Source organism: Streptomyces mutabilis, assembly GCF_046628145.1.
In the GTDB taxonomy this organism is placed as follows: Bacteria; Actinomycetota; Actinomycetes; order Streptomycetales; family Streptomycetaceae; genus Streptomyces; species Streptomyces mutabilis.
On sequence record NZ_CP176874.1, the window covers coordinates 2,757,648 to 2,775,751 of the forward strand.

At 73.4% G+C, this 18,104-nt stretch carries 15 protein-coding genes and 1 tRNA gene; 5 read left to right on the forward strand and 11 right to left on the reverse strand.

Going from position 1 to position 18,104, the window contains the following annotated elements; translation table 11 throughout:
• Nucleotides 1-6: 6 nt before the first annotated feature.
• The 5 genes from ettA to ACLIN4_RS12255 all read right to left on the reverse strand — a co-directional run bounded on the left by ettA (nt 7) and on the right by ACLIN4_RS12255 (nt 8,693).
• Complete coding sequence (gene ettA / locus ACLIN4_RS12235) at nt 7-1,671, reverse strand: energy-dependent translational throttle protein EttA (RefSeq protein ID WP_100048824.1); 1,665 nt, start codon at nt 1,669-1,671, stop codon at nt 7-9.
• Nucleotides 1,672-2,235: 564 nt separating this feature from the next.
• Entirely contained in the window at nt 2,236-3,645 is a 1,410-nt protein-coding gene (locus tag ACLIN4_RS12240; RefSeq protein WP_411575775.1) for a Cys-Gln thioester bond-forming surface protein, read from the reverse strand.
• A gap of 263 nt (nt 3,646-3,908) precedes the next feature.
• Nucleotides 3,909-4,376 carry a single-stranded DNA-binding protein gene (locus ACLIN4_RS12245; RefSeq protein ID WP_107478205.1) on the reverse strand — a complete coding sequence of 156 codons (468 nt, stop codon included), beginning with the start codon at nt 4,374-4,376 and terminating at the stop codon, nt 3,909-3,911.
• Between the two features lie 261 nt (nt 4,377-4,637).
• Nucleotides 4,638-6,416 carry a YfjP family GTPase gene (locus ACLIN4_RS12250; RefSeq protein WP_354671064.1) on the reverse strand — a complete coding sequence of 593 codons (1,779 nt, stop codon included), beginning with the start codon at nt 6,414-6,416 and terminating at the stop codon, nt 4,638-4,640.
• A 669-nt stretch (nt 6,417-7,085) separates the two neighbouring features.
• Nucleotides 7,086-8,693, reverse strand: coding sequence for a dynamin family protein (locus tag ACLIN4_RS12255; RefSeq protein WP_289903165.1), 1,608 nt, complete (start codon nt 8,691-8,693; stop codon nt 7,086-7,088).
• A gap of 321 nt (nt 8,694-9,014) precedes the next feature.
• Between ACLIN4_RS12255 and ACLIN4_RS12260 the strand changes: the two genes are divergently transcribed.
• Nucleotides 9,015-9,090: transfer RNA gene (locus ACLIN4_RS12260), tRNA-Arg, on the forward strand.
• Nucleotides 9,091-9,119: 29 nt separating this feature from the next.
• The gene (locus ACLIN4_RS12265) at nt 9,120-10,166 is read left to right on the forward strand and encodes a D-2-hydroxyacid dehydrogenase family protein (RefSeq protein ID WP_411576752.1); all 1,047 of its coding nucleotides are present in this window, start codon (nt 9,120-9,122) and stop codon (nt 10,164-10,166) included.
• Here the strand turns inward: ACLIN4_RS12265 and ACLIN4_RS12270 are convergent.
• A complete protein-coding gene (locus ACLIN4_RS12270; protein ID WP_382088515.1) occupies nt 10,139-10,756 on the reverse strand; it encodes a DUF2087 domain-containing protein in 618 nt (205 codons plus the stop codon). The two genes, ACLIN4_RS12265 and ACLIN4_RS12270, sit on opposite strands and share 28 nt — an antisense overlap.
• Nucleotides 10,757-11,054: 298 nt before the next feature.
• Here ACLIN4_RS12270 and ACLIN4_RS12275 point away from each other — a divergent pair, with 298 nt between their 5' ends.
• A complete protein-coding gene (locus ACLIN4_RS12275) occupies nt 11,055-11,351 on the forward strand; it encodes a chaplin (RefSeq protein ID WP_100049217.1) in 297 nt (98 codons plus the stop codon).
• Between the two features lie 64 nt (nt 11,352-11,415).
• Here the strand turns inward: ACLIN4_RS12275 and ACLIN4_RS12280 are convergent, their stop codons facing one another.
• The 5 genes from ACLIN4_RS12280 to chpG all read right to left on the reverse strand — a co-directional run bounded on the left by ACLIN4_RS12280 (nt 11,416) and on the right by chpG (nt 14,826).
• Nucleotides 11,416-12,282 (reverse strand): tyrosinase family protein, encoded by an 867-nt coding sequence (locus ACLIN4_RS12280; RefSeq protein ID WP_100049214.1) that lies wholly within the window; start codon nt 12,280-12,282, stop codon nt 11,416-11,418.
• Complete coding sequence (locus ACLIN4_RS12285) at nt 12,266-12,832, reverse strand: tyrosinase family oxidase copper chaperone (protein WP_289903163.1); 567 nt, start codon at nt 12,830-12,832, stop codon at nt 12,266-12,268. Before ACLIN4_RS12285 ends, ACLIN4_RS12280 begins: the two co-directional genes overlap by 17 nt.
• 185 nt (nt 12,833-13,017) lie before the next feature.
• Nucleotides 13,018-13,299: a hypothetical protein gene (locus tag ACLIN4_RS12290; RefSeq protein WP_100049212.1), complete on the reverse strand. Its 282-nt coding sequence runs from the start codon at nt 13,297-13,299 to the stop codon at nt 13,018-13,020.
• 246 nt (nt 13,300-13,545) lie between these two features.
• Nucleotides 13,546-14,298 carry a hypothetical protein gene (locus tag ACLIN4_RS12295; RefSeq protein ID WP_289903162.1) on the reverse strand — a complete coding sequence of 251 codons (753 nt, stop codon included), beginning with the start codon at nt 14,296-14,298 and terminating at the stop codon, nt 13,546-13,548.
• A 288-nt stretch (nt 14,299-14,586) separates the two neighbouring features.
• Nucleotides 14,587-14,826 (reverse strand): chaplin ChpG, encoded by a 240-nt coding sequence (chpG, locus tag ACLIN4_RS12300; protein WP_107480080.1) that lies wholly within the window; start codon nt 14,824-14,826, stop codon nt 14,587-14,589.
• A gap of 384 nt (nt 14,827-15,210) precedes the next feature.
• Here chpG and ACLIN4_RS12305 point away from each other — a divergent pair, with 384 nt between their 5' ends.
• Together ACLIN4_RS12305 and ACLIN4_RS12310 are read left to right on the forward strand one after the other, a co-directional pair.
• On the forward strand, nt 15,211-16,674 hold the full coding sequence (locus ACLIN4_RS12305; protein WP_307652805.1) for a glycosyltransferase: 1,464 nt from the start codon (nt 15,211-15,213) through the stop codon (nt 16,672-16,674).
• A complete protein-coding gene (locus tag ACLIN4_RS12310; protein ID WP_307652804.1) occupies nt 16,671-18,101 on the forward strand; it encodes a sugar transferase in 1,431 nt (476 codons plus the stop codon). Before ACLIN4_RS12305 ends, ACLIN4_RS12310 begins: the two co-directional genes overlap by 4 nt.
• The last annotated feature ends 3 nt before the right edge of the window (nt 18,102-18,104 follow it).

Below are 18,104 nucleotides of genomic sequence, written 5' to 3' on the forward strand. Positions count from 1 at the left end.
GATCGATCAGCCCCGGGTCAGCTTCTTGTAGGTGGCGCGGTGCGGACGCGCGGCGTCCGGCCCCAGCCGCTCGATCTTGTTCTTCTCGTACGACTCGAAGTTGCCCTCGAACCAGAACCACTTGGACTCGCCCTCGTAGGCGAGGATGTGGGTGGCGACCCGGTCCAGGAACCACCGGTCGTGGGAGACGACCACGGCGCACCCGGGGAACTCGAGCAGGGCGTTCTCGAGGCTGGAGAGCGTCTCGACGTCGAGGTCGTTGGTCGGCTCGTCGAGGAGCAGCAGGTTGCCGCCCTGCTTGAGGGTGAGCGCGAGGTTGAGGCGGTTGCGCTCACCGCCGGAGAGCACGCCGGCCGGCTTCTGCTGGTCCGGCCCCTTGAACCCGAAGGCGGAGACGTAGGCCCGCGAGGGCATCTCCACCTGGCCCACGTTGATGTAGTCCAGCTCGTCGGAGACGACCGCCCACAGGGTCTTCTTCGGGTCGATGTTCTCGCGGCTCTGGTCGACGTAGGAGATCTTGACCGTGTCGCCGACCTTGATGGAACCGGAGTCCGGCTCCTCGAGGCCCTGGATCATCTTGAACAGCGTGGTCTTGCCCGCGCCGTTCGGCCCGATGACACCGACGATGCCGTTGCGCGGCAGCGTGAAGCTGAGGTCGTCGATCAGCACCTTCTCCCCGAAGGCCTTGCTGAGGTTGTTGACCTCCACGACGACGTTGCCCAGCCGCGGGCCCGGCGGGATCTGGATCTCCTCGAAGTCCAGCTTCCGCATCTTGTCGGCCTCGGCCGCCATCTCCTCGTACCGCGCCAGACGCGCCTTGGACTTGGCCTGCCGCCCCTTGGCGTTCGACCGCACCCAGTCCAGCTCGTCCTTGAGGCGCTTCTGCCGCTTGGCGTCCTTCGCACCCTCGACCTTGAGGCGGGTGGCCTTGGTCTCCAGGTACTTGGAGTAGTTGCCCTCGTAGCCGTGCAGGCGGCCGCGGTCGACCTCGCAGATCCAGCCGGCCACGTTGTCCAGGAAGTACCGGTCGTGGGTCACGGCCACGACGGTGCCCTCGTACTTGGCGAGGTGCTGCTCCAGCCAGTTCACCGACTCGGCGTCGAGGTGGTTGGTGGGCTCGTCGAGGAGCAGCAGGTCGGGGGCCTCCAGCAGCAGCTTGCACAGCGCCACACGCCGCTTCTCACCACCGGAGAGGTTCACGACCGGCCAGTCGCCGGGCGGGCAGCCCAGCGCGTCCATGGCCTGCTCGAGCTGGGCGTCGAGGTCCCAGGCGTTGGCGTGGTCGAGCTCCTCCTGGAGCTTGCCCATCTCCTCGAGCAGCGCGTCCGAGTAGTCGGTCGCCATCTGCTCGGCGATCTCGTTGAACCGGTCGAGCTTGCCCTTGACCTCGGCGACACCCTCCTGGACGTTCTCCAGGACGGTCTTCTCCTCGTTGAGCGGGGGCTCCTGCAGCAGGATGCCGACCGTGTAGCCCGGCGACAGGAACGCGTCGCCGTTCGACGGCTGCTCCAGCCCCGCCATGATCTTCAGAACGGTGGACTTACCGGCACCGTTCGGACCGACCACACCGATCTTCGCACCGGGAAGGAAGTTCAGCGTGACGTCGTCAAGGATGACCTTGTCGCCGTGCGCCTTGCGCGCCTTGCGCATGGTGTAAATGAACTCAGCCAAGAGAAACCGTCCGGCAGCTTGATCAGGCAGTGGGCAGATACACCCCATCTTGCCGCACCGCCACCCCTGGGAGGAAACGCGTTCCCTGCGGGGGCTCTGACCTGGGGTTTCCTGGATGCCACCGGAGCCCCACCTGTCACTGTCGGTCGCCGTCGATCGGCCTCGGGCACCTTCGCACGGGCCCAAGGACGGCCCGACCGGTCAAGGACTCGGCTTCATGGCGTGCCCCAGGGCGATGAGGCCCAGGCCGATGACAGCGACGGTCGGGTGGGAGAAGCCGCCGGCTGCCACCGACAACGCGCCGGCTCCCCACACTCTCGGCTGCCCCACATGGCGTTGCAGCCATCGACCCGGCATGCGTCCCAGCAGCAAGCCGTGGACTCCCAGCACTGCGCAGGCAAGCCACAGAGTGATCAGTGGGGCTGCAACAGCCAGCATCATGGTCGCGAACGCCGTCCCCACGGCTCACCCCCTCCTACGGAGCACTGGCGCGGGCACCCCTCTCGCCCTGGTGCCTGCGCCTCCCCCGCCTTCACTCCCTCGCCGGTGCCGAAGCACCCGCGGTCACTGCTCGTTCCTCCGGCGGAGGACCAGCAGTACCGCGCCGCCGATCACGACGAGGCCGATGGCCGTGCCGCCGATCAGGGGGGTGACGCCGGAGCTGCCGGTCTCGGCGAGGTTGGGGTTCGGGCTGGGGGGCTCGACCGGGGTGGAGGGGGCCGGTTCGGTGAGGGCGTGGGTGGTGTCGCCGAGGGCCGCGGTCCGGGTGCGGCAGTCGAGGACGCCGGAGAAGCGCTGCTCGAACCCGGCCGGGCCGCGGACGGTGAAGTCGTAGGGCCGGTCCTCCGGCAGCGGGACCGTCACCGTCCGGGACTCGCCCGCCGCGATGGTGTACTCGGTGTCCAGCAGCTCGAAGGTGAAGTCCTCGTCGCCCTTGTTGGACGCGGTGATGTCCAGGGTGCCCTCGGCGCAGTTCTTCCGCGCGGACAGGGCGGGTATCGCGCCCTGGTCGGCCCAGGTGGCGATCGCCGTCGCCGTGACCGTCGACTCGCTGGAACCGGCCAGGATCTGGGTCTGGCTGCGGCTCTCGGAGGCGAAGGCGCGGCCGACCGGAACGGTGGTCGAGGCCTGGACGGTCAGTCCGGTGGTGCCGGGGTCCGCTTCCTCCGGCACGTCGAAGAAGATCTGCGTGCCGTCGGTGACGGAGGTGACGGGGGCGCCGTTCCGGTCGACGATCCGCACGCCGCCCGCGGTGGCGTCGACCGGCGGGGTCACCGTCGCACCGTCGGCGTTGGTGCGCACCGTCACCGGGCCGATCCGCTCACCGGGGCGGCCCGAGACCGCGGGCGGGTCCAGGGAGAGCGACGCGGTCGGCTCCGCGAGGTCGCGGGCGTTCATCTCCAGGTAGTCGGCGAGCCGCTCGGCCTCGGGGTCGGTGGCCTCGACGTCCGTGTCGTCCGAGTAGCGCCAGATGGCCACCTGCGTGCCGGCCGCCGCGTCCTGCTCGGTGAGGGCGCCGCGGACGCCTGCCTTCTTCGCGAGCGCGGCGAGGTCGTTGACCTGGGGGTAGGAGTTCTGCAGGATCCAGCGGACGCGGCCGGCGTCCTTGTTGGTGCCCAGCGATGTGCCGCTCCAGGCCGTCTCGCGGTACTTGGCGTCCTTCTGCGTGGGGTTCTGGATGTCGACGCAGTACGTCTGCAGCATGCCGCCGCCGTCGACGGACATCTCGAACAGGCCGGCCGGCACCTCCTGGTCGCCGGTGGCGCCGTGGATGACGGCGGTGCCGTGCGTCTTGAGGCCGCCTATGGTGGCCGTCGCCCCGCCCTGCCCCTGTGCCGCCCCGTCCTGTGCCGCGGCCGCCGGACCGGCGCCGGTCACCACACCTGCGGCGGCGAGCGCGCACACCAACGCCGTGACGGCGAGTCGCGCCGCTCCTCGGCCTGGCAGGGACAGCACAGCGAGCGATGAAAACACCAAATTCCCCTTCGAGCAGGACCCGTTGGCGTGGGGGGGCACGGTCCCACCAGCAGAATCAGCAGCCCCTCGGGGCTCGTTCGGCATCCTAAGGACATGACGCACCGTGTCCGCCGGTGATGTTCGTCCATGCGATGATCCGAATCGGAATCGTTATCGCCGACAGGGCCTTGAGCAGGGCTTATCGACAAATCAACCCGCGCGCATCCGAGGCGTATTCGCCGATAAGCCGCGCTTCGGTCAGTCGCGGCGGGATGCCTGCGTCACGCCACGGCCGCGGGTTCCGGCCGCTGTGCGGTGGCCGGAGCGGCCGGTTCCGGGGCCGGTGTCTCCCAGTTGGGCTCCGGCTGCGGTGGGGAGGCGGCCGCCTCGGCCCTGCCCGCGCGCCGGAACGCCGCCGTACCGCGTGCCAGATCGTGGCCGATCGCCACCGCGTCGATGTCCGCCGAGGTCCAGCTCTGCCCCTCGCGCACGTCCGTGCGTACCTTCAACCGGCCCTGGACCACCACGGGGTCGCCCACCGCCAGCGACGACGACGCGTTGGTGGCGAGCTGCCGGTTGGCCCACACCGTGAAGAAGTTGGTGTGGCCGTCCGTCCACACACTCTTGTCCCGGTCCCAGTAGCGCGCGGTGACCGCCAGCCGGAACCGCGCCGACGGCCCGCTCGCCAGCTCCCGGAACACCGGCTGGGTCGCCACGTTGCCCACCGCGCAGATCATCGTCTCGTTCATCGCGAGTCCTCCCTCCCCGTACGGGCGCGTCCCGTACGGCTGCTCCGGCGCGGCGGGCACCACCTCCGCGTGCTCCCGCCGCCGCCGTTGCCGTGACGACCGCGTCCGTCGCGATCGCCCGAGGTCAGACTGCCTCCGTCCGGGCCGGCGCGCTGAGGCCTGTGGACCGGCTCCGGGACTGTGGAAAACTCCGCCACTCCTTCGGGCGGCGGACGGCGGGCGGCGGACGGCGGCGGACCGGCGATCGCCGCTCCCCCGCCGCTACCTCGCCGCGGCCCCCACCCCCGTGACCCGCCCGTACTGCTCCCGTACCTCCCGGTACCGCAGCAACTCCGCCGCCAGCGGGTCCAGCACCCTGGCACGTCCGCACCCCGCGGCCGCCTCGCGCAGCAGGCGTTCCGCCTCGTGGCCGTAGCGCCGGGCCGGGCCGCGTGCCGCGATGCGGCAGCTCCACTCGATGAGCGGGCCGCCGATGATCCCGGCCAGCATCAGCAGCACCGGCACGCCGAGATTCGGCGGCACGAACCCGATGATCTGCCCCAGCAGCCACAGTCCGCCCACCACCTGAAGGAGGGTCATGGACGCCTGGGCCAGCACCGCCACCGGCCACCAGCCCGGCCGCGGCGGGCGGCCCGGCGGCAGTCCCGTGCGCACCGCCAGCTCGTCCAGGGCCTCGGGCAGCCCCTGGGCACCGCGGACCGCGGCCTCGCGCATGGCCTGCGCCCACGGCGCCGGCAATCCTGCCGACGCCCGCTCCGACACCGTACGCACCGCCTGTTCGACGCGCTGCCGGGCCGTGGCCTCCTCGTCCGCCTGGGCGCGCAGCTGAAGCCGTCCCGTGGGGGGCTCGCGCCGGTCGTGGTACCAGCGCCACAGCCGCAGCCAGGGGGTGCCGCACGCGCGGTTGGCGTTGCGCAGCCAGGCGCGTTCGGCCGCCTCGCCCGCCGCGGTGGCGCCCACCGCGTCCGCGAGCCGGTCGGCGAACTCCTCCCGCGCCTCCTCGCTGAGCCCGGTCCGTTGTCCGGTGACGTACACGGGCCGCAGGTCGCGCGCGGCGGCGTCCACGTCGGCCGAGATGCGGCGTGCCGGAGCCTGTCGTTCGGCGACGAACTGGCCGAGCGTCTCGCGCAGTTCGCCGATGCCCTCGCCGGTCAGCGCGGAGAGGGCGAGCACGGTCGCTCCGGGTTCGCCGTGCTCTCCGAGCGCGATGCCGTCCTCGTCGAGCAGGCGCCGCAGGTCGTCGAGGACCTGTTCGGCGGCTTCCCCGGGCAGCCGGTCGACCTGGTTGAGGACGACGAAGGTGACCTCCGCGTGGCCTGCCATCGGCCGCAGATAGCGCTCGTGGAGCACGGCGTCGGCGTACTTCTCCGGGTCGACCACCCAGATCACGGCGTCGACGAGCCGCAGGATGCGGTCCACCTGTTCGCGGTGCTGCACGGCCGCCGAGTCGTGGTCGGGCAGGTCGATCAGGACCAGCCCGCGCAGCGGCGACTCGGAATCCGGGTGCTGGATCGGGCGGCGGCGCAGCCGGCCGGGGATGCTCAGCCGGTCCAGGAGGCTGGCCGCGCCGTCGCTCCAACTGCAGGCGATGGGCGCCGCGGTGGTCGGCCGGCGGACGCCCGTCTCGGAGATCGTCACCCCGGCGAGCGTGTTGAACAGCTGCGACTTGCCGCTGCCGGTGGCGCCCGCGATGGCGACGACGGTGTGCTGCCCGGAGAGCCTGCGCCGCGCGGCGGCCTCGTCCAGGACCCGGCCCGCCTCGCCCAGCGTTTCGGTGTCCAGCCGGGTACGGGACAGGCCCACCAGTTCGCGCAGCGCGTCCAGCCGCGACCTGAGCTGTCCGTCGTACGCCAACGGCATCAGGGCGGCCGAGGAACCGGCGGGCCTGCTCGGTACGACGGAGTACGGGTCCGTTCCGCCGTTCTTCTCGTCCACCCGCCGCGCGATCAGTCCGTCGCCCCAGGCGCCCTCGCCTCCGTCCGCGGAACCGAGCGGTCCACCCACCGCGCGCTCGGAGACCGCCGAGTGCCCGGAAGCCACCGCGCGCCCGGAAGTCAGCGCATGCCCGGAAGCCACCGCACGCCCGGAAGAAGTCACCGCATGCCCGGAGACCGACTCGTGCCCCGCGGCCGCCTCACGCTCCGAAGCCGCCCGGCGCTTCGCGCCCCCATCTCCGTTCCGGTCCCGGCTCGATTCCCCGATCCGGCCCCACGCCCCGTCCCGCCCCCGGTCACGCTCCGTACGCCGTGACACCGCCGCGTCCGTCACACGCGCGTGCAACCCGTGTGAGTGGCGCTCGCCCCCGCGCTCCTGCGAGGGCGCGCCCCGCCCTGTGCCCTCGGCGTCCTCTCCGGTCGCGTCCCCGGCATCGTCCCCCCGCGCGGTGGCACGCTCCGTGGCGTCCCGGTCCGGCTCCCGGCCGTTCCCGGGCCCCGTCCGGCCCGTCCGGCCCGTCGCGCCCGCCCGGCCCGGCTCGTCGGCCGGCCGCGCCGATGGCTGACCCGACCGGCCTCCCCGGTCCGCCCGACCCGCCCGGGCCGAGGCCGGCTCCGACCGTCCCTCCTGGATCGAGGCCTGCTCCGCCCGGCTCCCCTGGGCCGAGGCCTGGTCCGCCCGACCCGCCTGGTCCGGCCGGGCTGCCCGGCCCGCCTCCCCGGTCGTGTGGCCGGTGTGCTCGGTGGGGTCCTGATCAGTGACGGCGGTCACCGGTCACCTCTCCTTCTGCAGTACGGACAGCGCGGCGATGAGTTCGGCCTGGGGCTCGGGATGGACCTCGAGCCCGTCGAGCGGTGCCAGCCTGCGCTCGCGCTCGACGTGCAGGACCCGGTCCACGTGTTCGTCGAGCAGCCGCCCGCCCCGGTCACGCAGCCGCAGCGCGCCGTGGGCGCCGATCCGTTCGGCGAGCCGCTCCCCGGCGCTGCGCCCCCGCCGTCCGCCCAGCAGCACGGTGGCGACCAGGGCGGCCACGACGGCGGGGTCCGGGGCCAGGTTCCGGTCGAGCTCGCGGACCTCGTCCTCGGCGTACTCCTCCAGCTCCCGGCGCCACCGCCGAACGGCCATCCCGATGCGGTGTTCGGCGCTCTCCGGCGCCGGGTCGCGGCCCGCGAGTTCCGGGGCGGCGGCGGCCGGTTCGCGCCGCCAGGCCTCGTCGACCCGTTCGTCGGCGGCGGTCACGGAGCACAGCAGCAGGGCGGTGAGGCTCTCCACCAGCGAGTCGAGCAGTTCCTCAGGGGTGCAGTCGAGGGGGAACGCCCGCCACCGCTTCAGCGCGTCCCCGGCGAGCACGGCTCCCGCCTGCAACCTGCCCCGTACGCGCGCGTGCTCGCCGTCGTAGGCGCCGTCGACGGCGGCGGTGAGCCGGAGCGCGGCGGCGTACTGCGCGGCGGTGGCACCGGCCAGTTCGGGCATCCGGGACTTGAGGGAGTCCAGGATGCCGTGGGCCGTACGGGCCATGGCGTCGTGCCGGGCACCGAGGTCCTGCGCCCGGTGCGCGAGCCAGGTCCGCAGCGGCGCCACGGCGCTGGCCGGCAGCAGCCCGCCGCCCCAGGCCGACTCGGGCAGCTCCGGGACGGTGAAGCGGGGGACGTCACCGAGCCCGGCCTTGGTGAGCAGCGCGGCGTACTGCCGCGACACCTCGGCCACCACCTGGTGGGGCACCCGGTCGAGGACGGTGACGAGGGTGGCGTCGTACTCCTTGGCGGTACGCAGCAGATGCCACGGGACGGCGTCGGCGTACCGGGCGGCCGTGGTGACCATCACCCAGATGTCGGCGGCGCAGAGCAGCTCGGCCGCCAGGACGCGGTTGTCGGCGACGAGGGAGTCGATGTCCGGCGCGTCCAGGAGGGCGATGCCCGGCGGGAGGCTGTCGGCGGTCTCGACGCGCAGGACGCGCGTGGGATTCTCGCCCGGCAGGAGCAGGTCGTCGTCGGGCTCCCGGTGGGGCACCCACACGCGCGTCAGGTCGGGCAGCACCCGCATACCGCTGAACCAGTGATGGTCCTCCGGATGGCAGACCAGCACCGGCGTGCGGGTGGTGGGCCGCAGTACGCCCGCCTCGCTGACCCGGCGGCCCACCAGGGAGTTCACCAGCGTGGACTTCCCGGCGCCGGTGGAGCCGCCGACGACGGCCAGCAGGGGCGCTTCGGGCTCCTTCAGCCGGGGCACCAAGTAGTCGTCGAGCTGTGCGAGCAGTTCGTCACGGTTGGCACGCGCGCGTGGGGCCCCCGCCAGGGGCAGCGGGAAGCGTGCGGCCGCGACACGGTCGCGCAGGGCGGAGAGTGCGTCGAGCAGCTGAGGCCGTACGTCCAAGGTCACCACATGTGAAGAATGCCCAATTTCAGGGGAATTCTGAAGCATATGAGTATGCCTGCGCGCCGACCGGACACTTCAGGCGGAAGGGATTACTGGGACGCGAGCACAGTCCAGGCATAACGAGTGCACAACACCCGATGCGTGAGACGTCAAAAGCGATGCACGATTCGTACCTGCCTGCGATTATCGGAACCGCTTCACCGAACCTCCACATCGAGCCACGGAGGGGAAGCATCAGGGACATGGAGCCGGGAGCCCTATCCTTGTCCCCGGCAACGTCACGGATCAGCCCACACCCGGGCACCACGAACGAGGCCACCACACCAGGCCCCCGTAGCTCAGTGGATAGAGCAGGCGCCTTCTAAGCGCTTGGCCGCAGGTTCGAGTCCTGCCGGGGGCGCCACTGCCCGTTTGGCGGAGGGACCGGACGACGTGCGACTGCGCTGCGCGGTGCTCGACGACTTCCAGCAGGTGGCGACCGAGATCGCCGACTGGTCGCCGGTCGCGGACGATGTCGACGTCGTGTCCTTCGACACCCATTTCACCGACGAGGACGCCCTCGCCGCGGCGCTCACCGACGTCGACATCGTGGTCACGCTGCGCGAACGCGTCGCCTTCCCCGCGTCGCTGATCGCCCGGCTGCCCCGGCTGAAACTGATCGTCGCCTCCGGCATGCGCAACAGCGTGATCGACTACGCCGCCGCCGAGGCGCACGGCGTCACCGTGTGCGGCACGGCGTCCTCCTCGACCCCGCCCGTGGAACTGACCTGGGCCCTGCTGCTGGGCCTGGCCCGGGGCATCGTCCAGGAGAGCAACGGACTGCGCGAGGGCGGCCCCTGGCAGCGGACGGTCGGCGCCGACCTGCACGGCCGCCGGCTCGGGCTGCTGGGCCTGGGGAAGATCGGCAGCCGGGTGGCGCGGGTCGGCCTCGCCTTCGGCATGCGGGTGAGCGCGTGGAGTCAGAACCTCACCGAGGAGCGCGCCGACGAGGTCGGTGTCGAACTCGCCCCCTCCAAGGAGGCCCTGCTCTCCACGGCCGACTTCGTCTCCGTCCACCTGGCCCTCGGCGACCGCACCCGCGGCCTGCTCGGCCCCGCCGAACTGGCCCTGCTCAAGCCGACCGCCTACCTGATCAACACCTCGCGCGCCGCGATCGTCGACCAGGACGCCCTGCTCGCCGCGCTGCGCGAGGGCCGGATCGCCGGGGCGGGCGTGGACGTCTTCGACACCGAGCCACTGCCCGCCGACCACCCGATGCGCACCGCCCCGCGCTTGCTCGCGACGCCGCACCTGGGCTACGTCTCGCGCGCCAACTACGCCACGTACTACGGCCAGGCGGTCGAGGCGATCCGGGCCTACCTCGCGGGCTCCCCCGTACGCCGCCTGCCCACGTCACCGGCACCTGCTCCCGCTGCCCCCGCCGCGGCCCCGGACGCCCAGGGCCCGGACGCTCAGGCGATTCCGGCCCGGACGGACTGATCCGGCCGCCAGTACGTTCCGCCGCTCCGGCGCAGATGGTCCAGGTCCACCAGATAGCGCCGGAGCGTCACATGGTCGACGTCGCCGTCGTCGCACCAGGCGCGCAGCTTCTCGTCGACGGTGCGTTCCGGGTACTCCACGCCTGGCGTGAAGGTCTGCTCGGCGATGTGCCGCAGCACCACCTTCTTGCGCGTCCAGCGCGCGGGGAGCCGCACCAGTCGCCCGTCCTTGACGAAGGTCCGCACGATCAGGCCCGCCCGGTCGTCGGCCCCGGTGTGCCCGGCGGTCTCCGCGGCCGGCCGGCCCGCGCGGGCCAGTTCCCCGAAACGCTCGTGCGCGACGACGAGGCCGCCGCCGTCCCCGGACGTCACCAGACCGTGCTCCCGCAGCCGGCGCAGTGCGGCGGCGGTCACCTTCGAGGTCAGGCCGGCCGCCCGGGCCACCTCCGCCGCGCTGCCCGCCCCCAGGGCAACGGCCGCGAAGGCGCGCACCCGGCCCTCGTCGGCGAACAGGGCGGGCAGCGCGGTCACGCCGGACTGCGCGACGACGCCGGGGAACGGGCCGGCCTGGTCGGGTAGGTCGTCAGTCATGCCCGGGAGGCTAATGGACACCCCGGCACGGGACCGAACGGTTTTCGGCCCACCGACGACTCCGACGCCTCTGGCGCCCAGGCACCCTCGCCCCAGTCGCCCCAGTCGCGCCAGAGGTCCAGAGACCCCGAAGCCGCCCCGGAGTCCCCACGCGCCCAAATACCCTCTTCCCCCACACTCTTGTTCAAAAAGGGTGATCCTCACATTCCCCCGTTACCCCTCTCCGACCCGTCGCGTTGAACCGGCAGTGCGGTGGCGCGTCCTGCCGTCGTACTACCCGAGTCAGAAGGAGAACGTGATGTCTCGCATCGCGAAGGCCACCGGTGTCGCGCTCGGCGCCGGTGCCGTCGTGCTCAGCGGCACCGGCCTGGCCATGGCGGACGCGGGCGCCAAGGGGGCGGCCGTCGGCTCGCCCGGTGTCCTGTCCGGCAACGTCGTCCAGGTGCCGGTCAACGTGCCGGTCAACGTGTGCGGCAACACCGTCAACCTGGTCGGCGCGCTGAACCCGGCCTTCGGCAACACCTGCGTGAACGGTGACGTCGAGAAGGACGACAAGCACAGCGAGGACGGCAAGCACGGCGGCCACAAGGGCTGAGTCCCGTAGTGCAGGAGAGCCCCGGCCGGCCAGGCCGGGGCTCTCCCGTGTCCGCCTCGTCCGCTCAGGCGTACCGGTAGATCCGGCTGTGGTCCTCCAGCTCGTCCGGCGTCACGTCCCAGGGCGGCAGCCGCTCGTGCCGCGCGACGACCCGACCGTGCTGGGCGTCGCCCGGGCCGGGCGGCTCGGCGGGCAGGTAGCGGGTGTCGCGGTGCCGGGCCTGCCAGCGGGACCACTGAAGGTCGACGAAGGCGTGGTGCAGCCAGAACACGGGGTCGTTGACGGACGCGCCGCCGACCATGGCACCGCCGACCCAGCGGTGCACGCGGTTGTGGTTGCGCCAGGAGGCGCTGCCGCGGCCGGTGCCCCATCCCTCCAGCTTGTTCCTGAACCCCTTGCGGACCGTGGAGTCCCAGGGCGCGGTGTCGTACACCGGGTCGTCGAGCGCCCACTCCAGGTCGCTCTTCGTGGGCAGCTCGATGGGGTCGCCGGAGCGTCCGAGGTCCCGGGTGAGGTACTCGGTGCCGGTGACGTTCTCCTTGATGGTCCAGTTGCCCGTGGCGTGGGCGAACGGCCCGGTGGTGACCCGGCGGTCGGAGCGGCGCCCGGTGCCGCCGAGGAGGTCGGCGGTCCAGGGCGAGGACGAGGTGGTGCGGTCCTTCGTCCAGTCCCAGTACGGCACCGTCACCGACGAGTCGATCCGGCGCAGCGCCTGCTCCAGGTCCAGCAGGAACCTGCGGTGCCACGGCAGGAAGGACGGGGCCATGTGGGCGGTGCGCAGCCCGTGCTCGCCGTCGGAAACGTAGTACTCGATGTGGATGCGCACGAACTCGTCGTACTCACCGCGGCGTTTCGTCTCCAGCAGCGCGTCGACGAACCGCCGCTTCTCGGTGCCGGTCAGCGTGGTGACGTCCTTACGCGTGTACACCACGGTGCCCCCCAGAACCGTGCCCGAAGTGGTGTGGGCCGTCACCGGCCGGTGCCTCGCGCAGGCGCTCGCCGCCGAGTTCGTCCACGGCGGCGCGGGCCGCGTCGAGGGGGGTGGGGTACGACCGGTAGTGGTCGATCATGCTCAGCCAGCCGCCGTCGGCCCGGCGCATCAGATGCAGCGGCCGGCCGTCCACGGTGACATGCCAGGCACCGGCGGCGACGGCGTGCCCCGCGACCGCCCTGGCACCCCGGATGCGGCGGCCCCGGTAGATCTCGTCGAACGCGGCGCTCCCGGCACTCCCGGCGGACCCTGCGGCGTGCGGCTCGGGGCGGGCGGGCCGTGCGCCGGCCCTGGTGACGGTGTCCTCGGCGGCGCCGGGCGCCGGGGAGGGCCGGGAGGCCGCGACCAAGGGGGTCAGTGTCATGGCGAGGGCCGGGGCGAGCAGTCCCCGCAGCATCCCGCGCCGTGTCCCGTGACCGGGCCCGCCTCTCGCGGGAGCCGTCGCGTCCCCTGCCGCGCCGCTCGCTGCTCCGCCCACATCGACGATCATGGCTCGCTCCTCGTCCGTTTCCGGTGCCCCTACCGCCGGCCGAGCGGCGGCCCCCGCGGTCACCGCTCGTGGGGCCGCACGGAGCACCGGCCGCCGACCCCGGCGGAAGTACTCGGGTACACGCTTCGGCCCCCGGCGTGTACGCCGGGGGTTTCTCACGGGATGACCGGTGCGCCGAGCGCGGGTCAGCCACCCAGCGGGAGGCCGCCGAGCAGCCGGTCACCGGAGTTCAGCTGGGTGCTCACGTCCTTCACGGTGTGCAGCACGGAATCCTTGTTCTCGGTGTCGAGCAGTTCCGACGGGGCCTTCTGCGGCAGGACGTTGACGGGGTCCGTGGTGAGCGTGCTCACGGCGCCGTCGAGGGTGCCGGCCGTGAGACCGGGGGCGTCCTGGGCGAACGCGGGCGCGGCGGAGCCGACGGCGGCCAAGGATCCGGCAACGACAGCGACGGCCTTGAGGGACTTCATCGTGTTCCTTTCTTCGGCAACTCACGTCGCCCGAGGAAATGCTGACGCCCTGCACAACGACCTGGGCCGGGCACGGAAACCATGCGCCCGGAAGACATATGAGATACGGGAAGGCGTCATCGCCCGGAACGGAATGGCTCCGCGGCCCGCCGAAATCCCTCCGCGGGAACGGCGGACCGAAAAGAAGAAGGCCGTTACGCCGCCCCCGGGGAGGGCGGCGCAACGGCCGGGTTCACCGTGTCGGCGTCAGGAGGGGTTCGCCTGCTGCGGAGCGGCAGGTACCGCGGCCTCCGGTGCGGCGGCCTCCGGCGCGCTCGGCAGCGCGGGCAGCCCGGCCAGGTCCGCGGCCGGCAGTCCGCCGCCGACGAGCGTGGCGGCGACGACGTTGACGACGCCGGTCACCACGTTCTCGACGGCCGGGCTCACCTGTGCCGCGGTACCGGAGGTGGTGGCCTTGAGCAGGGCGTCGATCCGCACCTGCAGGGCGGCGTGGGCGGCGGCGGTCAGGTCGGTGGCCGCCTGGGCGCCGTCACCGCTCTGCGCCGTGACCGGGGCCGGCAGCGTGACCGGGTTACCGGCCTCCGGCGCGGTCACGACCGGCGGCTGGGCCGGGGTGCTCGTGCCGGGGGTGGTGGTGCCGGGGGTCGTGGTACCGGGCGCCGTCGCCGCGTCGTCCGCGTCCGCGGCGTCGGCCTCGGCGAGGGCTTCCTTGACGGCGGCGGCGAGTTCGTCCGCCTCCGCGGCGGGAAGGCGGCCGTTGTCGGCCTTGAGGACGGCGTTGAGCAGGTCGGTGACCGGCGTGAGCACTCCGCCCAGGCCGGCCAGGCTGCCGACCTGGCTCTGCAGTTCCTCCGCGTCGGGGAGGGGTGCGCGGGACGCCGCGTGGGTGCGTTCCCGGACCGAGTCGCCATCGGCCGCCATCACCGCCGGACCGGAAAGACCGATCAGGAGGCCGGCGGTGAGAGCGGTGGTGGCGATTCGCCGTGCGGGCAGACGCATGGGGGGTTCCTTTCGGTGGTGCGTCGGGTCTTGTGCCCACCGTGGAAGCGCCCATGGCGCTCTGCAACCGATCGCTCACCCCCCGCACTCGCCCGGCGTTTCCCGCGCTGACGTCCTCCCTGGTGAGACGCCTGTCAAGGCCTTCCGGCCGTGTCGGCAGACGTAGCCCCCATTCGGGGCAGCACACCGCCGTCCGTCCGGCAACCGTCCGCACCCCACAGCGAACCGGCCGCCCGTTCGCGGAGGAACCGCGGCACGGACGGCCGGTGCGGGGCTTTCGAGGCGACGTCAGTCGTTCACGCACTCATTGCCGAACGCCGGGTTCAACGCGCCGATGATGTCGACGGTGTTGCCGCAGACGTTGACCGGCACGTGCACCGGGACCTGCACCACGTTGCCGGACAGGACACCCGGGGAGTGGGCGGCGACGGCCTGCGCGCCACTGTCGGCGGCGGCGACACCGGCGGTGCTCGCCGCCGCGGCGGCGGCGACGGAGGTCAGGGCCAGGCCCTTCGCGATACGCGACATGGAGAGGGGCTCCTTGGAATTGACGCAAACATCCGGGCGGGTGCCCGGCGCAGTGTCAACGTGTGGCATCCGCACAAGTTGCGCCTCCTAACGAGTGATCCCGCGAGACACGCGGCATTCACCAATCCAACACACTTACCCGGTTTCGCCGGATTCGTACGGATAGCGGCTAGAGTCCCACTCCATCCGACGCATCCCCGTGCACCAGTGCGGGACATCGGCCAAGGGCACTCTCCGGGGCTCCGATCGCGACGGTGATCCGCAGGTCTTCCGGCTCGTCCCCGGCGGGACACGCGTGCCGCGGCGCGTGCCGTGTCACGCCGGCTCCCTGCGGTGACGCGTCCGCGCCTGTCCCGAGCATGCTCCGTGAGCGAGGAAACTCGTATGCACCTGCCATCGACCGACTCCCCGCCGCGGGTTCTCCACGTCACCCAGCCGGTGGACGGCGGAGTCGCCCGTGTCGTGACGGACCTGACGCGTGCCCAGGTCGCCGCCGGGCTGCACGTCGCGGTCGCCTGTCCCGACGGGGCCCTCGCCGGCGAACTGCGGTCGCTCGGCGCCGACGTGCGGCACTGGCCGGCGACGCGGTCACCGGGGCCGGCGCTGGCGCGGGAGGTGCGGCGGCTGGCGCGGGTGATCGCGGACGTCCGGCCCGATCTGGTGCACGCACACAGCGCGAAGGCCGGACTCGCGGGGCGGCTCGCCGTGCGCGGGCGCATTCCGACCGTGTTCCAGCCGCACGCCTGGTCGTTCGAGGCCGTCGGGGGGCCCGCCGCCGCCCTGGCGCTCGGGTGGGAGCGGTGGGGGACGCGGTGGGCGGCGCGGACGGTGTGCGTGAGCGACGCGGAACGGCTGCGGGGAGTGCGCGCCGGGGTCCGCGGGCGGTGGGCGGTGGTCCCGAACGGCATCGCTCTCGACCGCTTCCGCGACGACGACGCCGCCGGGAACCGGGACGACGTGGCCGAGGCGGACGCGGCACGGCTCCGGGCCGGCGTCGGTCCGGAGGCTCCGCTGGTGGTCTGCGTGGGGCGGCTGTGCCGGCAGAAGGGGCAGGACGTCCTGCTGACGGCGTGGCGGTCGGTCCTCGCGCGCGTGCCGGGAGCCCGACTGGTCCTGGTCGGTGACGGCCCGGAACACGCCCGGTTCGCCGCGCTCGCGTCGGCGTACGGATTCCTCGGCGACGGACCGGACCGGGCACGGGCGGACGGCCCCGGCCGGGCAGCCGGCCCCCTCGGCGGCGGACCGGACCCGGCCCCCACCCGCCCCGGCGCCCCCGCCCCGGCGTCCCCGTCGGCCGGTGAGGGACCGGCCCTGTCCCGCTCCTCCGGGGAGAACGCCCCGGCGTCCGTCCTGTTCGCGGGAGCCGTCGCCGACGCCGACCCCTGGTACCGGGCCGCCGATCTGGTCGTCCTGCCCTCGCGCTGGGAAGGCATGGCACTGGCCCCGCTGGAGGCGATGGCCTGCGGGCGGCCCGTGGTGGTGACCGACGTGGACGGCGCCCGCGAGGGCCTGCCGCCCGCTCTCGCCCCGCACTGCCTGGTACCGCCGGAGGACCCGACGGCGCTGGGCGACGCCGTCACCGGCCTGCTGCTCGACGCGCCACTGCGCGCGTCGCTCGGCCGCCGGGGGCGGGCGCACGTCCTGTCCCGGCACGACGTACGGCTCACCGCCGCGGCCGTCGCGGCGGTCTACCGCAGTCTCCTCCCCGACCGGCGGCCAGCGGAACCGCGCCCCCTCCCCGGCCGCGAACCGTCACCCGCGCAGCCCCGCCTGCGCGGCGACCGGCCGACGGCCGCGGCGCGGTCGTCCTTCGTCCCCATCGAGTACACGGAGTCCACGCACCCATGACCGCGGAAAGCACCGTTCCCGCCCCCGCCGGCCAGCCGCGCGACCTCGGTTCCCCCTCCGCCGTCTCGGTGCTGCCGCCCGGTGCCGGCGCCACGGGTTCCGGGTTTCCCACCGGGCGCCCCGCGACCCGGCCGGACTCCCGGGCACCACTGCTCGTCGCGGACGGAGCGGCGGCCGCGTTGCCGGGCACGCTGGCCCTGACCGGCACCCCGCACCAACCGCTGCTCGCGGCCCTGCTGGTAGCCGCCGCGCTGCTGCTGTGTCCGCGCCCGCGCCGACGGCTGCCGGGCGTCCTGGACGACCTGCCCGTCCTGTGCGGCCGCATCGCCGTGGCCTGGCTGGCGCTGGCCGCGTTCGTCGCGGCGTACACCCCGCCGCACACGCTGTCCGCCCGCACGCTGCTCCTCGGCTTCCTGCTGCACGCGGCGGCGGGCTGCGCCGCCCGGGGCGCCGTGCACCGGCGGCGCCGTACCGCGCTGCTGAACCACCCGCGCGCGGCCCTCGTCGTCGGCCCGGCCGCGACCGCGCAGCGCGTGGCCTCGGCGGTGCTGCGCCACCCGCGCTGCGGGGTGCGCCCCGTCGGGGTCGTCTCCGACGGGGCGGGCGGCGCCACCGGCCTGCCCGTGCTGACCACGGAGGAGGAGGCGCGGCGGGCCGCCGTGCAGAACGGCGTGCGCGACGTCCTGGTCGTCCACCCCTCCGTGCGGGCTCGGCAGGAGCCGTTGCTGCGGGCGCTGGCCGGGGCCGGATGCGCGGTCTGGGAGATCGACGCGGAGGTCCCCTCGTACCCGGGCCCGGACCGGCTCGCCGGATTCTCCTGCCGGCGTCTGGATCCGGTGCGGCAGCGGCCGGGGAGCGTGGGCAAGCGGGTGCTGGACGTGACGGTGTCCGGGACGCTGTTGCTGCTGCTGAGCCCGTTGCTGCTGACCTGCGCGTCGGTGCTGCGGGTCGTCGGCGGTCCCGGGGTGCTGTTCCGGCAGGAGCGCGTCGGCAAGGACGGCCGGCCGTTCACGCTGCTGAAGTTCCGCACCCACCGCCCGGCCGACGAGCACGAGTCGGCGACCCGGTGGAGCGTGGCGGACGAACGGCGCATGCCGTGGTTCTGCCGCTTCCTGCGCCGTACGTCGCTCGACGAGCTGCTCCAGCTGTGGAACGTCCTGCGGGGCGACATGAGCCTGGTCGGCCCCCGCCCCGAACGCCCCTACTTCGTGGCCCGGTTCAGCCGCACCCACCCCGGATACGCCGACCGCCACCGGGTGCCGGCCGGCATCACGGGCCTGGCCCAGATCAACGGGTTGCGCGGCGACACCTCCATCGAGGACCGGGCCCGTTTCGACAACGCCTACATCGACGACTGGTCGCTGTGGCACGACGTCTGCATCCTGCTGCGCACGGCCGTCGCGCTCGTGCGCCCCACGGGGAGCTGAGCG